Origin of the sequence: Neisseria sp. P0009.S010, from assembly GCF_051958545.1 — a bacterium.
Classification (GTDB): domain Bacteria; phylum Pseudomonadota; class Gammaproteobacteria; order Burkholderiales; family Neisseriaceae; genus Neisseria; species Neisseria subflava_A.
Map to the genome: position 1 here is coordinate 58,125 of NZ_JBQCVH010000002.1, position 14,315 is coordinate 72,439.

General features: G+C 48.3%; 14 protein-coding genes. 12 read left to right on the forward strand and 2 right to left on the reverse strand.

The features are described from left to right. Positions 1-87: 87 nt before the first annotated feature. From ACTHSN_RS02015 to rplS, 9 genes are all read left to right on the forward strand, one after another. Entirely contained in the window at positions 88-444 is a 357-nt protein-coding gene (locus tag ACTHSN_RS02015; protein WP_049336736.1) for a DUF2069 domain-containing protein, read from the forward strand. Further along, positions 441-2,273, forward strand: a complete 1,833-nt coding sequence (locus tag ACTHSN_RS02020) for a PglL family O-oligosaccharyltransferase (protein WP_070460181.1) — start codon at positions 441-443, stop codon at positions 2,271-2,273. Before ACTHSN_RS02015 ends, ACTHSN_RS02020 begins: the two co-directional genes overlap by 4 nt. A 207-nt stretch (positions 2,274-2,480) precedes the next feature. Continuing rightward, positions 2,481-3,158 carry a two-component system response regulator MisR gene (misR, locus tag ACTHSN_RS02025; RefSeq protein ID WP_070632537.1) on the forward strand — a complete coding sequence of 226 codons (678 nt, stop codon included), beginning with the start codon at positions 2,481-2,483 and terminating at the stop codon, positions 3,156-3,158. Positions 3,159-3,173: 15 nt separating this feature from the next. Continuing rightward, positions 3,174-4,571 carry a HAMP domain-containing sensor histidine kinase gene (locus ACTHSN_RS02030; RefSeq protein WP_049331159.1) on the forward strand — a complete coding sequence of 466 codons (1,398 nt, stop codon included), beginning with the start codon at positions 3,174-3,176 and terminating at the stop codon, positions 4,569-4,571. 55 nt (positions 4,572-4,626) lie between these two features. Next, on the forward strand, positions 4,627-7,017 hold the full coding sequence (locus ACTHSN_RS02035) for a GNAT family N-acetyltransferase (protein WP_440365038.1): 2,391 nt from the start codon (positions 4,627-4,629) through the stop codon (positions 7,015-7,017). Positions 7,018-7,092: 75 nt separating this feature from the next. Then, the gene (gene rpsP / locus ACTHSN_RS02040) at positions 7,093-7,341 is read left to right on the forward strand and encodes a 30S ribosomal protein S16 (RefSeq protein ID WP_003684452.1); all 249 of its coding nucleotides are present in this window, start codon (positions 7,093-7,095) and stop codon (positions 7,339-7,341) included. A gap of 15 nt (positions 7,342-7,356) precedes the next feature. After that, positions 7,357-7,866 carry a ribosome maturation factor RimM gene (gene rimM, locus ACTHSN_RS02045; protein ID WP_440365039.1) on the forward strand — a complete coding sequence of 170 codons (510 nt, stop codon included), beginning with the start codon at positions 7,357-7,359 and terminating at the stop codon, positions 7,864-7,866. After that, positions 7,866-8,615, forward strand: coding sequence for a tRNA (guanosine(37)-N1)-methyltransferase TrmD (gene trmD, locus ACTHSN_RS02050; RefSeq protein WP_107769200.1), 750 nt, complete (start codon positions 7,866-7,868; stop codon positions 8,613-8,615). Before rimM ends, trmD begins: the two co-directional genes overlap by 1 nt. Positions 8,616-8,629: 14 nt before the next feature. Then, entirely contained in the window at positions 8,630-8,995 is a 366-nt protein-coding gene (gene rplS, locus ACTHSN_RS02055) for a 50S ribosomal protein L19 (protein ID WP_003679470.1), read from the forward strand. 212 nt (positions 8,996-9,207) lie between these two features. On the opposite strand, the gene ACTHSN_RS02060 is transcribed toward rplS, so the two are convergent. Beyond that, positions 9,208-10,617: a PepSY-associated TM helix domain-containing protein gene (locus tag ACTHSN_RS02060; RefSeq protein ID WP_440344922.1), complete on the reverse strand. Its 1,410-nt coding sequence runs from the start codon at positions 10,615-10,617 to the stop codon at positions 9,208-9,210. 345 nt (positions 10,618-10,962) lie between these two features. Here ACTHSN_RS02060 and greA point away from each other — a divergent pair, with 345 nt between their 5' ends. Together greA and ACTHSN_RS02070 are read left to right on the forward strand one after the other, a co-directional pair. Further along, positions 10,963-11,439, forward strand: coding sequence for a transcription elongation factor GreA (gene greA, locus ACTHSN_RS02065; RefSeq protein ID WP_003684304.1), 477 nt, complete (start codon positions 10,963-10,965; stop codon positions 11,437-11,439). A 96-nt stretch (positions 11,440-11,535) separates the two neighbouring features. After that, on the forward strand, positions 11,536-11,964 hold the full coding sequence (locus ACTHSN_RS02070) for a DUF4149 domain-containing protein (RefSeq protein WP_440365040.1): 429 nt from the start codon (positions 11,536-11,538) through the stop codon (positions 11,962-11,964). A gap of 135 nt (positions 11,965-12,099) precedes the next feature. Here the strand turns inward: ACTHSN_RS02070 and ACTHSN_RS02075 are convergent, their stop codons facing one another. Then, entirely contained in the window at positions 12,100-12,861 is a 762-nt protein-coding gene (locus ACTHSN_RS02075; RefSeq protein WP_107769197.1) for an OmpA family protein, read from the reverse strand. Between the two features lie 442 nt (positions 12,862-13,303). On the opposite strand from ACTHSN_RS02075, the gene ACTHSN_RS02080 reads away from it, so the two are divergent. Beyond that, positions 13,304-14,254, forward strand: a complete 951-nt coding sequence (locus ACTHSN_RS02080) for a CysB family HTH-type transcriptional regulator (RefSeq protein WP_036472646.1) — start codon at positions 13,304-13,306, stop codon at positions 14,252-14,254. Positions 14,255-14,315 lie beyond the last annotated feature (61 nt).

A 14,315-nucleotide genomic window follows, 5' to 3' on the forward strand; every position in this document is an offset into this window, starting at 1 on the left:
GCATCTTTAAGCAATATTCTTGGCTTACCCCGCCTTTTTAGCGGTATAATTTTAAGTTTTCCAGTACGGCTTTACGCCCTCAATATTGTGAACAATACACGCTCCCCATTACCTTATCTTGCAACTTCCATAAGCCTTATCCTGCTGATTCTGCTTTCCTTGTCATGGGAATTGTGGATCGCGCCATTGCGCGAAGGCGGCTCATGGCTGGCACTGAAAGCCCTGCCGCTGTGCCTGCCGTTGACCGGCATTTTGAAAAAACGCATCTACACTTATCAATACAGCTCCATGCTGATTCTGATTTACTTTGCCGAAGCCTGTATGCGCCTGGCTGACACAGCCGTCGCCAGCCGGATTTGCGCCGCCGTTTCTGTATTATTGTGCATTGCCTTTTTCCTCGGCTGCCTTGCATTTATCAAACAACAAAAACACACATCAAAATGACCTACCACACTCTTTCAGACGGCCTGACTGAATCTTCAGTAAAAACCTTTTGGCCTTTATGGCTCAGTTTTCTTTGGATTTGCGCCGTCCCTTTTCTCTCGCTCTACCGAGTCGGTCCACTGCCCAGCTTTTATTTGGAAGCCATCTCTCTGAGCGGCTCATTGGTACTGACTTTGATTAGCGCACACAAAAGTCTGCTGAATATCCGCCTTCCTGCACTCAGTATCGGCTTGTTTGCCATGGCCGCATTTTGGTCGCTCCAAGCGCGCCTCATGTATTCCACCTACCCCGGCATGAGCGATATTACCGCCTGGACCTTTGTTATTTTGGCACTGGGCGCATGGTCGGTGCGGGGCTGGGTAGCAGCTTACGGACAGGAACGCGTCGTCAGCATCTTTGCTTGGTCTTTATTGATAGGTGCAACCATACAGGCCGTCATCGTCTGGCTGCAATTTAAAGGCTGGTCTAACGTAGAGTGGTTGAACGGCATCATTGCCCGAAGCAGCGGTACCGTAAACGGCCAACTCGGCCAGCGCAATCATTTGGGACATTATTTAATGTGGGGCATTTTGGCGGCATCCTATTTATGGACGGCGCGCAAAATGTCCAATACAGCAGGTTTTCTGTTTGTATTGGCATTGACTGCGACCCTCGGCCTTGTCAACTCGCGCACCATCTTAGGCTACATTGCCGCCCTATTCCTGATTACGCCGTTATGGTTTTGGCGTACCCGTTTCCAACACAAACGCGCACTGTGCATTTTCCTTCTGACCGCCATCCTGGCCGCCGCTTTCCAATTCGGCATGGGCAGCCTGTTGGATTTGTTTGGCAACATCAAATACGAAACCGCCGTCGAACGCGCAGGCACCAGCGGTTTTGAAGGCTCCATGCGCCAAATCGAATGGAGCAAGGCATGGATTGCCTTTCAATCCGCACCTTGGTTCGGTCACGGCTGGAACAGCTTTGCCCAGCAAACCTTTCTGATCAATGCCCAGCAACAATATTTCCCCAACAATATCCTCGGCGTACTGTTTACCCATTCGCACAATATCGTCATGCAGTTGCTGTCCGAAATGGGCATTGCCGGCACCTTGCTGGCAACCTTAACCCTGCTTGCAGCCGTATGGCGACTATCAGGCCGCAACCAAACACCGGCTTCCCTATTTTTGCTGACTGCCGCCGCCGTCAGCCTCTGCCACAGCATGCTCGAATATCCGCTTTGGTATATCTACTTCCTTACCGTATTCAGCCTGATTCTGTCGCTGACACCTTCTTATCCGAAAGATGTTTCAGACGGCCCTTTATCTACCCGAATCAGACAATGGACAGGCGGTATAGCTGCTTTATCGATTTTAATCGGCATGGCAAACCTCAGCTGGGAATATCAAAATCTGACCCAATATAGCCGTGTAGGGAAAACCGACGATCCGCAAACAGTTCAAAACAAAATTGACGGCTTGCAGCAGCTCTCCAAAGAAAGCCCCATGCTTGCCTATTACGCCGATTTAAGTTTGAGCAGACGTGCCGACCCGACCGATGCCTACATCCGCCCATGGGCGGAAGAAGCCGCACTCAAAGCCCTGACCTACCGCCCCTACTCCAGCGCCTATCAAGTCGGCCTCTACCTATACAGACAAGGCAAGAAAGAAGAAGGTGCGCAATGGATGCAGGCAGTGCAATATTATTACCCCTATATGATGTATTTCTACGCCGACAAAATACGCAGCCATCCGGTATTCTCCCCCCTGCTGCCCAAACTTTTGTCCGATTGCAAAGATTTCATCAACGCACCGAAACACCAAACTGCCAAATCATGTGATAAACCCTAAACAAAACTCACTCAATTGTCAGTTTGTCCTTACAGGCCGTCTGAAAATGTAAAGAGCGACAAGTTTCTATGCAAAAAAGCGCAAAAGCACAGAAAATTACGCTATCAACAAAAGCAGATTGCATGTTAAGATTGAACACAACTCTATTTTAATCGCCGCACTGCCTATTTAGTGCCACGGCGCATACAATCACGAAAAGGAAATTCCATGAGTCGCGTATTACTCGTAGATGACGATGCCCTCTTGACCGAATTGCTGACCGAATACCTGACTGCCGAAGGCCTCAACGTTCACAGCGTTCCTGACGGCGAAGCCGGCGTTCAAGAAATTCTGACCGGACAATACGATGTCATCGTATTAGACTCCATGATGCCTAAAATGAACGGCTTGGACGTACTGAAAAACGTACGTACCCAAAGCACTGTACCCATCATCATGCTGACCGCGAAAGGCGACGACATCGACCGCATTATCGGTCTGGAAATGGGTGCGGACGATTACGTACCGAAACCATGCACACCGCGCGAACTCTTGGCCCGCATCAACGCCATCCTGCGCCGTGCGCAACACAGCAACGAACAAAACAACGCGCCTAACAGCATTTCCGTCAGCGACGTCGTTTTGTACCCAGCCAAACGCCAAGCCAGCATCAAAGACACTCCGCTTGAATTGACCAGCACCGAGTTCAATCTGCTCGAAGTTTTGATGCGCCACGCCGGACAAGTTGTCAGCAAAGAGACCCTGTCTATCGAGGCACTCGACCGCAAACTGGCTAAATTTGACCGCAGCATCGACGTACACATCTCCAGTATCCGCCACAAATTGGGCGATGCTTCCCTGATTCAAACCGTACGCGGCTTAGGCTACCTGTTTGTTAAAAACTAAAGATTAAACAGATCAATGAAACTGTTTCAACGCATCTTCGCCACATTTTGCGCAGTCATCGTCTGCGCAATCTTTGTGGCGAGTTTTTCATTTTGGCTGGTGCAAAACACCCTCGCCGAAAACCAATTCAACCAACGCCGCACCATCGAAACCACATTGATGAGCAGCATCATCTCCGCGTTTAACTCGCGCGGAGACAGCGGTGCGCGTGAAATTCTTTCCGAATGGAAAAACAATCCGGTTTCCAATGCCGTTTATGTGATTACCGGCGACGATAAAAAAGATATTTTAGGCCGCAATATCGATAGCCTGTCCATTGAACGCGCCCGCATCTTTGCCATCAACAATCCCGAATCTGATTTGGCACACATCGAATACGACCGTTTTGGCGAAGAATACCTCTTCTTCATTAAAGGCTGGGACAACCATCAGGCCCAACGTCTCCCTAGTCCGCTCTTCATTCCCGGCTTGCCGCTTTCGCCTATTTGGCACGAATTTATCATTCTGTCTTTCATCATCATCGTCGGCCTGCTGATGGCATACATCCTTGCCAACAACATTACCAAGCCCATCAAAATTCTTGGTGGCGGCATGGACAGAGTAGCCAACGGCGAACTCGAAACCCGTATTTCCCAACAAGTTGACGACCGTGACGACGAATTGTCCCACCTTGCCGTGCAGTTCGACAAAATGGCCGAGAAACTTGAAAAACTTGTTGCCAAAGAGCGCCACCTGCTGCACCACGTTTCTCATGAAATGCGTTCGCCGCTGGCACGTATGCAAGCGATTGTCGGCCTGATTCAATCTCAGCCGCAAAAACAAGAGCAATATCTCAAGCGGCTTGAAGGCGAATTGGTGCGCATGGATACTTTGGTAGGTGAATTATTGACCCTCTCCCGCCTAGAGACTTCCAATATTCCTTTGGAAAAAGAAAACCTCAAACTCGTTCCTTTCCTGACCAACTTGATTGAGGACAACCAAAGCATTGCCCACCAAAACAACCAAAGCGTTACCCTGAGCATTGATCCAAAAATCCCCGAAAATGCCGTAGTCAGCGCCAACGAAGGCTATCTATACCGCGCCTTTGACAACGTTATCCGCAATGCCATCAATTACAGTCCGGAAGGCAGCACCATTCAAACCCATATCGGACAAGACGGCAAAAACTGGATTATCGATGTTACCGACAACGGGCCTGGCGTAGATGAAATGCAGCTTCCGCATATTTTCACTGCCTTTTATCGCGCCGACTCCAGTGCGCACAAGCCCGGTACAGGTTTAGGGCTTGCCTTGACGCAGCATATTATGGAACAGCACTGCGGTAAAATCATTGCTGAAAATGTCAAACCCAACGGCCTGAGGATGCGTTTTATCCTTCCCAAAAAGAAAGCCGGAGACAAAAAAGAAGTCTAGAAATAAGGCCGTCTGAAACTTTTCAGACGGCCAAAAACACAAATAAGGAACCATCATGAGTGCAACCGTCCAAACCGGCTACTTCTTCATGCCTGAACACATCATTCTCGTCGGCGCCAGCGAACGTCCGCACAGCCTTGGCGAACGCATTTTCAGCCACCTGCTCGGTTCCTCATATCAAGGCAAAATCACTCCCGTCAATCTTCGACACAGCAGTGTCGCTGGCATTCCCTCCTACTCCAGCCTCAGTAAAATTCCGGGACAAGCCGATTTGGTTGTTGCCGTTATCCCGCCCGACCATTACGACTCGCTGTTCAAAGCCTGCCGTAAAAAAGACCTGCGCCACATCATCCTGATTCAAGATTGGGAAAACCTGCCGCCCGAATCCTGCAAAAACGCCCGTTCCATTATTCAAAAATATCACGACGACGAATTGAACATCACCGTATGCAACAGCGCAGGCATCCAACTCCCCTCGCTCAACCTCAACATCGGCACCCAAACCGACTATCCCGCCGGCCATATTGCCTTACTGACCGGCCACAGCACCGTCAGCCGCAACATCAACCACCTGCTGAACACACTGCAGCAAGGTGTATCGCGCCACATCAGCCTCAATTATGACCTAAGCCCCACCACATCCGCCGACTGGCTCAACCGCTTCGGCCACAACCGCCATACCAAAGTTGCCGTTATCCACTACAATCCGGCCGAAAACCAACGCGAGCTGTTCAGTGCCATCCGCCACTTTACACGCCACACTCCGCTTATCCTGTTGTCCACACACTACACCGACGACACAGACAAAGCCGTCCTACATAGCCTCGCACGCCATTGCAACTTCCTGCCGGTATTCAATATCAACAAACTCGAAGCAGCCTTAAAAGCCCATCTTTCCGGCATTCCCGTCATTACCCATCCCACTATTTTGTCCGATACGCCGATAGAATGGCTGCGCAGCACCGCCGATGCCTGCGAATTGACCCTCGACCTCCCAACCGATGTACCGTCCATCCGACAAGGCTGCATCGGCAGCAACCCCACGCCTGCACGCATCCACCGCTTGGCGCTCGAACAATTACAAAATCCGCATACTCAAGCCCTGCTCGGCATTATTTCGCCAGATACGCCGGATGCGTACAGCATTCATCAAACTCTGGATAATTTGGCACAAAAAACCAGCAAGCCCATTCTCGTCAGCTATCGTTTTTCAGACGGCCTGACTCGGTTTAACACGCCGGAAGAAGCCTTGCTGACACTTTATTTCCGCAATCAAACCGCCTATTTGCAACAGGTGCAAAATACCCCTGCCCCAGTAAAAACAGGCCGTCTGAAAACACCTAAAAGCAAAAGTATCGATAAAGCCATTGCGTCCGGCCAAACCGAACTGATTGCGGAAGCCCTATACCTGCCTCCGTGCCAAACCCAAAAACACAATGCCGTCCAATTCCGATTCAGCCGCTATGCCATTTACGGCAATATCCTGACCGCCCATTACAACGGCCAAACCCAAGCCGCATTACCGCCCTTCACCACGCTCGATATCCAGCGTTTAAGCCAATTTGCAGAACTTGATAACACTTCCGTTCTCAATCAATTCCTGCATTCCCTAAACACGCTTATCCACAACAACCAGCATATCGGCGACATTATCCTCAGCTACAATGGTAGCCAATACAGCAGCACCATCATTCCCGAAATCGTGGAAAAACCAGCCGCACCAACAACCAAAATTCCTAAAAAAGCCGTCCAAACCTTAGAACAGGCCGCTGCTAAAATGCAAAGTGCCGCCGCCTACCTCCAACAAAAAAATCCGGCCGCAGCCGAATTCCTACGCAACACCGGCGAAGCCGCTTCCGAACTGCTGCACCCTAAAACCGAAACGCCCGAGATACAAAACGTACTCGCACCCTATCCGAGCCAAACCGATACCTTTACCCTGCCCGACGGCAACACGCTGCACATCCGTGCACTAGAGCCTGAAGATGCCGAAGCCAAACAAAAATTTGTCCGCCAATTACCCGCGACCGACCGCTATACTCGCTTCATGACCCATACCAACGAGTTACCGCTGCCCACACTCGCACGGCTGACCCGTCCCGATTTCCATACCGAATGCGCGTGGGCAGCCTTCGCTTCAGACGGCCGTATCGTCGCAGTCAGCCGTTACAGCCGCATCAATCGTAATGAGTGCGAGTTCGGCATTACTTTAGCACCTGAAACGCGCAAAACCGGCTTGGCCGGCAAAATGATGAGCCTCATTATCCAAACTGCCACACAACAAGGTTACCAAACCATGAATGCGGAAATCCTCAAAGAAAACACACCGATGCTCAAACTCGCTGAAAAATCAGGATTTACCGTTACCCCGTCGGAAACCGACCGCGGCCTATATCAAGCCAGCCTCGATTTAAACGAATGGCAAAACAGCAACAAAAACAAATAAAAACTTGCATAACCCGTGTGAAATATCCTAAAATTAGCGGTTTCTATATATCCGCATTTTTCAAAAGGACTCAAAATGGTAGTTATCCGTTTGGCTCGCGGCGGCTCAAAACACCGCCCTTTCTTCAACGTAGTCGTAACTGACTCTCGCAACCGTCGTGACGGCCGCTTCATCGAGCGCGTAGGTTTCTACAACCCCGTTGCCAACGAAAAACAAGAACGCGTACGTTTTGACGCAGACCGCATCAACCACTGGGTTGCTCAAGGCGCGAAAGTTAGCGACGCAGTTGCCAAACTGATTAAAGAGCAAAAAATCGCTGCTTAATCAGCTAAAACGACCATGACAGACACTCAAAAACGGGTAGCCATGGGCTACATCAAAGGCGTATTCGGCATTAAAGGCTGGCTTAAAATTGCCGCCAATACCGAATATACCGACAGCCTGCTGGACTACCCCGAGTGGCAGTTGTGCAAGGATGGCAAAACCCTGAATGTTGTGCTTGAGGCAGGTAAAATTGCCAATGGCGAACTTCAGGTCAAATTTGAAGGTATAGACGATCGCGATCAAGCATTTACCTTGCGCGGCTATACCATCGAAATCCCCAGAGAGTCATTCTCCCCTACTGAGGAAGACGAATACTACTGGGCAGATTTAGTCGGCATGACCGTCATCAACAAAGAAAACATCGTCCTCGGCAAAGTCAACAACCTGATGGAAACCGGTGCCAATGATGTTTTGATGATTAAAGGCGAACACGGACAAATCCTGATTCCCTTTGTCTCCAACTATATCGAATCTGTCGATACCGACAGCAAAACCATTATTGCCGACTGGGGTTTGGACTACTGATGCTGATTCAAGCCATCACCATTTTCCCAGAGATGTTCGACAGTATTGTCGAATACGGCGTTACAGGCAGAGCAAGAAAACAAAATCTTTGGCAGTTTCAAGCCATCAATCCCCGAAAATTTGCCGACAACAAACTTGGCTATATTGATGATCGACCCTTCGGAGGTGGTCCGGGAATGATTATGATGGCTCCGCCGCTTCAAGCGGCAATTGAAGAAGCCAAAGCAAACTCGCAAAAACCTGCCAAAGTAATTTATCTCAGTCCGCAAGGTCAGCCGCTGACACATAAAAAAGCTGCAGAACTTGCCGAACTGCCCCATCTTATTCTTCTATGCGGACGCTATGAAGGCATAGATGAAAGACTGCTGCAAAGCAGTGTGGACGAAGAAATCAGCATTGGCGACTTTGTCGTCTCGGGTGGCGAATTACCCGCCATGATGTTGATGGATGCCGTCTTAAGATTGGTTCCGGACGTATTGGGCGATATACAGTCAGCTGAACAAGACTCGTTTTCAGACGACCTTTTAGACTGTCCTCATTACACCAAACCCGTAGAATTCCAAGGCATGATGGTTCCTGATGTCTTACGCTCAGGAAATCATGGCTTGATTGCCGAGTGGCGATTGAAACAATCCCTGCGACGCACTTTAGAGCGCCGACCTGATTTATTGGAAAAGCGCAGTTTAATCCCAAAGGAATCCCGCCTCTTAAAAGAAATCTTGCAAGAGCAACAGGAAATCCAATCATAACTTAGGAAAAACAAATGAACTTGATTCAACAATTAGAGCAAGAAGAAATCGCTCGCTTGAACAAAGAAATCCCTGAATTCGCTCCAGGCGACACCGTTGTCGTATCTGTACGCGTGGTTGAGGGTTCTCGCAGCCGTCTGCAAGCATACGAAGGTGTTGTTATCGCTCGCCGCAACCGTGGCCTGAACAGCAACTTCATCGTTCGCAAAATCTCTAGCGGCGAAGGTGTAGAACGTACTTTCCAACTGTACTCTCCTACCGTAGAAAAAATCGAAGTTAAACGCCGTGGTGACGTACGTCGCGCCAAACTGTACTACTTGCGCGGCCTGACCGGTAAAGCAGCTCGCATTAAAGAAAAATTGCCTGCTCGCAAAGGTTAATAGCCTTCATCAAAAACCCACTTCAATGAAGTGGGTTTTTTGTTTTTATACAAGATCTCCTCGTCTTTCTTACACCAATCCTGCAAGCCAACCACAATCTCCATTTTACATATAAACTTAAACAGAATCGTAACTTACCTACCTCTTTTAACCTTTATAAAAAAGGCCGTCTGAAACAAAAGATTCAGACGGCCTTTAATCACATCGGACGGTTATTTAAACCATCTTGCCAATGCTGGGATACGTGATAACAACAATGTATCCAAAATCCAAATAACAGCGATTGCGGCAATGGCTGTTGGGAAAATCACAGCCAAAATCAGAAGTGGCACAGCCATTGCCCACCATACCGGCAATTTGATTTTCTGTGCAGGAGGAACCAAACCACGTGCTTCCGAAGGACGACGTTTCCACCACATCACACAGCCGCTGACGCAGATGAAGATGACCGCCAAGCAGAACAAAACGTTCGCCAACACGCTCCACCAGCCCATCGTACCGATATGCAGCGCAATGCTGACCGCCATGAATTTACCAAACCAGTTGTAATCGTCGTAATGGATGTCGGCAAGGACTTTACCGCTGTATTGATCGATGTGTACCGTGCGGTCGGCGGTCGGACTGGGCATATCGTAGCTCATCGAGTCTTGAGACAGCGTCCACACGCCCGTTTCGCCTTTAGGCAAATTAAGCTTGTAGCGACCTTCAAAACCGATTTCGCGGGCAAAGCGGCCAACCGTTTCCAAAGTCATCGGTTCGCTCGGATTGATGCCGTTTTCGCCCTTCGTTGTACCGGAAACAGGCATAGGCGTAAGCTCCAGAACCCATGGCACTTCTTTGATTTTACCGTCGTTCAACACATCGCCATGGGTCGGCACGGTAGATACAGGGTTCGGTTTGACGCCCCATTTACCGGCAGGGAATTGGCTCCAAGACTGAACCAACTTACCACCCCAAATTCCCGCCCAAGCAACGCCCGACAGGCAGAACAGTAATAGAAGCAAAGAAACCCAAGTGCCGAATGCGCCGTGCATGCTACGCCACCATGTGCGCCCTTTGCCTGCTTTCGGCACAAGCATGGATTTCAGGCTGCGCTGTTTCGCCCACCACAAATAAATCCCCGTGATTATCAGCAGGATGGTCAGCGACGCGGCAGTTTCCAGCAGATAGTCGCCTACCGGACCGATCATCATATCGCCATGGATTTCGTCCATGATGTGATACCAGCCTTCATTGCGCGGCGTTGAATTGACGACCTTCGCCGTATAGGGATCAACGGCAACCATAGTAGCCTTATCGTCATTGTTCACGCGGAATACGGCAACCATATCATCTGCGCGCGGCGCAATATACTGCACTACCGAAGCAGTTTCCGGATTTACAAACTGTCTGGCGGCTTCAGCCTGAGCCGATAAAGGCTGAACCACTGCCTGCGGCGCAACATGTATGAGTTCGCCTTCTTTACCGGTGATATTGGCAAATAGCAGCATTCCCAACCCTGTAACAGCCAACAGGGTTAAAAACGGCGCAACCAAAAATCCGGCATAAAAATGCCATCGCCAAACAGTCAAATAACGGCGGTTAGCCTGTTGTTCATTTTGGGGAGTTGGTTTTGTTTCCATATAATCTCTTCGTATAGTTAAAGCAGACTAATTACTACGAATTAGCATCAGGTATTTTAATCAAAAACATTCATTTAAGAAACCGTTTTTCCCATGCAGCTTTGAAATACTTCAATATTTAGTTTTCAGGCCGTCTGAAAAAAACAAAATAGAAAGAAAACAACACTTTACTGAAAATCCGTTTTAATCATTGCGGTTTCGGCAGAATTTGGTAGAATACAGGCATTACTTATTTATTCATCAAGCCGCCAAGCTTTGGCGGCTTGTATTTTTATTTCCAATCCGGCTACCGCGCGTGGCCGGATAAAATTTTAAAAGCATCATCATGCTTTCATGGAGAACTCAATGCAAAAAATCCCTTTGACCGTCCGTGGTGCAGAATTGTTGAAACAAGAACTTCAACACCTCAAAAGCGTAGCACGTCCAGAAGTCATTGAAGCCATCGCCGAAGCACGTTCGCACGGCGACTTGTCTGAAAACGCAGAATACGAAGCCGCCAAAGAGCGTCAAGGCTTTATCGAAGGCCGCATCGCCGAGTTGGAACACAAACTCTCTATGGCGCACATCATCAACCCTGCCGAAATCCATGCAGAAGGCAAAATCGTGTTCGGTACAACTGTGACACTGGAAGACTTGGAAACCGAAGAACAAGTTACCTATCAAATCGTCGGTGAAGATGAAGCAGACATCAAAGAACGCAAAATCTACGTTGGCTCCCCCATTGCCCGCGCCCTGATCGGCAAAGAAGAAGGCGACGTTGCAGAAGTTCAGGCACCTGGCGGTGTGCGTGAATATGACATTATTGCCGTACAATATATCTAAATAAACAAAAGGCCGTCTGAAAACATTTTCAGACGGCCTTTTGTTGTATCTAAAAACACGATAATAGAGAAGTGAAATCTTCCCAGGAGAAGCATAATGAATCTACTGTACAAAATTATCCAAACCGCTGCCGCCATGTGGCTCGGTATGCAGCTGACAGCAGGCTATGTTACTGCCCCTATCCTGTTCCGCCTTCTACCTAAAATGCAGGCAGGAGAAATTGCCGGCATCTTGTTTGCCATTACAGCAATATGTGGCTTAGTTATTTTTGGCGCAGCCTATGCCTTTTTCAGAAAGCAACTGGCCTCACTTTCTTGGTGGATCTTGGTACTTTGGCTACTCTTAGCCTGCAACCATCTTTTGGTTACGCCGGTTATCGAGGCACACAAGTACGGACTAGATAACTGGCTGCTGTCCCTAGTAGGTGGAACATTCGGCGTTTGGCACGGCTTATCCAGTATCATCTTTTTGATTTGTACAATACTCGCCGCTGTTTGCGTATGGAAATGGCTCAAGCCAAACTAATCTGTCTTAATAAAAGGCCGTCTGAAAATAAGTCTTTCCGACGGCTTTTTATTTTGAATCATGAATTCCCCGACTCTTCAAATATAAACCATAAAAAAATGCCCTGCATATTGCAGGGCATTTTTCACAAACCGATTAAGGTTTAGCGTAACCGTGAACGCCATTGTAAGGAGCTGGGATCCAACCTTCATCAGTAGCAGGCAATTCGCCTTGACCTTCGATAGTTTGGCCTGGAGCAACTTGACGAGTAACAACGCTGCGGATTTTAACATCAACGCGACGGTCAGGTTCGATACAAGCGATAAGAGCAGCACGTTTCTTAGCTTTAGAAACTTTTTTGCCCAGTTTAGCAACTTCAGCTTCACAAGTAGCAGTCATGCGAGCTTGAGATTCGCCCAGACCTACTGCAGAGATTTTGCTAGAAGCAACGCCATGACCTACCAAGTAGTTAGCAACTACGTTAGCACGACGCTCAGACAGAGCTTGGTTGTATTCTTCAGAACCCATGAAGTCAGTGTGACCTTCAACACGTACAGTTTCTACGTTTTTGTTGCTCAGGCGTTGAGCCAAAGCGTCCAGGTTTTCTTGAGCTTCAGGACGCAGGTTGTCTTTGTCGAAGCCGAACAGAGTTTTAGTAGACAGAGAAACAGTTTCATCAACATACTCAGGAGCTTGTTGTACAGGAGCAACTGCTTCACGATCACCACATTCAACACGGCCTTGGGTAGCTTTGTCGAAGTAGCTGTTTTTCCAGCATTCGCCGTAGTTGTTACGGACGATTTCTTGAGATTGGCTGCTTACGGTGTAACCGTGTTTGGTATGCGCTTCGCTGGCCATTGCGGTGCCAGAGGCAACCAAGGCAACGAACAATGCGCTTAATTTCAGCTGTTTGGTCATTTTATTCCCTCATCAAATTGTTATGCGGCGGACTAGGAAAGCAACCGCTGCAAAGTACCAATATACAGGCCGCAGTATCAAAACAGCGGCAAATCGGATATATCAGGTTGCACTATAAAGAAGCGCAAGGCAAACTGTCAATACTCGATGCCTTCAAACAATTATGAAGTGCCTGCTTCCTAGTAGTTAATCATGCCGAAAAATCAATCTTGTGTCATTAATTTAGGGCAAAATCAGCCAATTCACCCGCCCAAAGTTGTACAAAAACAACAAAACTTCATCCCCCTTTCATTCACAGATTTCCTGTTTTCATATCATTAAAAGATATTTTCATTAAAAACAACCATTTTCAAAACTCGGGGCAAAACTGGGCAAAATATGTTAAATTACATGCCGTTTGTCGCACAAAATCCACATTAACAACGTATCCGGTACTGCTACCATGAAACTGCAACAATTACGTTATGCCCTTGAGGTTTACCGACACAATCTGAATGTCTCCGAAGCCGCTGATGCGCTTTTCACATCCCAGCCCGGCATTTCCAAACAAATCCGCCTGCTTGAAGAAGAATTGGGTATCCAAATTTTTATCCGCAGCGGCAAACGTGTGGTTTCCGTTTCGCAACCGGGCAAAGCCGTATTAGAGATTTCGGAACGGATTTTGCGTGATGTACAAAACATTAAAAATATCGGCAGCGAGTTTACCGATCATGACAGCGGCTCCCTGACCATCGCGACAACGCATACCCAGGCGCGCTATGCTTTGCCCAAAATCGTTGCGGAATTTGTCAAAAACTACCCTAAAGTCAATTTGACCATCAAACAAGGTAGCCCTTCTGCCATTGCGCAAATGGTCAGCAGCGGCGAAGCTGATTTGGCAATTATTACTGAACGCATTGACGATCATCCTGAGTTGGGCAAACTGCCCTGCTATGAATGGAACCATGCCGTCATTGTTCCGCACGACCACCCTCTTTTGGACTGCCGCAATCCTTTAAGCCTTGAAGATTTAGCTTCTTTTCCGCTGGTCACTTACGAATTTGCTTTTAATTCCGGCAGCAGTATCGCGCGTACATTTAATAAAGCGCATATTGAGCAACCTGATGTTGCCTTATCGGCTGCCGATACGGATGTATTGAAGACGTATGTCCGCTTAGGCTTAGGCGTTGGATTAATGGCCAAAATGGCGTACGATCCCATTGTCGATCAAGATTTACAGCTGATTGATGCGGCACACTTATTTGAACCGTCGCCCACTTGGATAGCCTTACGCACTGATACCTACCTGCGTGGTTACGCGTATGACTTTATCCAAATGTTTGCACCGAAACTGACCAGAGAAGTAGTCGACCGCATTCTGTACACGCCGGTTGTTGAAGATTTTTCAATTTAATATCTGACTATCACTTGCGTAACTTAACAATTATTCTTTAATTCTTGTTAAAAAGGCCGTC

Excerpts from the sequence above, each read along its gene's own strand:
- ACTHSN_RS02020 (WP_070460181.1), top strand. The coding sequence starts at position 441 with ATGACCTACCACACTCTTTCAGACGGCCTGACTGAATCTTCAGTAAAA.
- misR (WP_070632537.1), top strand. The coding sequence starts at position 2,481 with ATGAGTCGCGTATTACTCGTAGATGACGATGCCCTCTTGACCGAATTG.
- ACTHSN_RS02030 (WP_049331159.1), top strand. The coding sequence starts at position 3,174 with ATGAAACTGTTTCAACGCATCTTCGCCACATTTTGCGCAGTCATCGTC.
- ACTHSN_RS02035 (WP_440365038.1), top strand. The coding sequence starts at position 4,627 with ATGAGTGCAACCGTCCAAACCGGCTACTTCTTCATGCCTGAACACATC.
- rpsP (WP_003684452.1), top strand. The coding sequence starts at position 7,093 with ATGGTAGTTATCCGTTTGGCTCGCGGCGGCTCAAAACACCGCCCTTTC.
- rimM (WP_440365039.1), top strand. The coding sequence starts at position 7,357 with ATGACAGACACTCAAAAACGGGTAGCCATGGGCTACATCAAAGGCGTA.
- trmD (WP_107769200.1), top strand. The coding sequence starts at position 7,866 with ATGCTGATTCAAGCCATCACCATTTTCCCAGAGATGTTCGACAGTATT.
- rplS (WP_003679470.1), top strand. The coding sequence starts at position 8,630 with ATGAACTTGATTCAACAATTAGAGCAAGAAGAAATCGCTCGCTTGAAC.
- ACTHSN_RS02060 (WP_440344922.1), bottom strand. The coding sequence starts at position 10,617 with ATGGAAACAAAACCAACTCCCCAAAATGAACAACAGGCTAACCGCCGT.
- greA (WP_003684304.1), top strand. The coding sequence starts at position 10,963 with ATGCAAAAAATCCCTTTGACCGTCCGTGGTGCAGAATTGTTGAAACAA.
- ACTHSN_RS02070 (WP_440365040.1), top strand. The coding sequence starts at position 11,536 with ATGAATCTACTGTACAAAATTATCCAAACCGCTGCCGCCATGTGGCTC.
- ACTHSN_RS02075 (WP_107769197.1), bottom strand. The coding sequence starts at position 12,861 with ATGACCAAACAGCTGAAATTAAGCGCATTGTTCGTTGCCTTGGTTGCC.
- ACTHSN_RS02080 (WP_036472646.1), top strand. The coding sequence starts at position 13,304 with ATGAAACTGCAACAATTACGTTATGCCCTTGAGGTTTACCGACACAAT.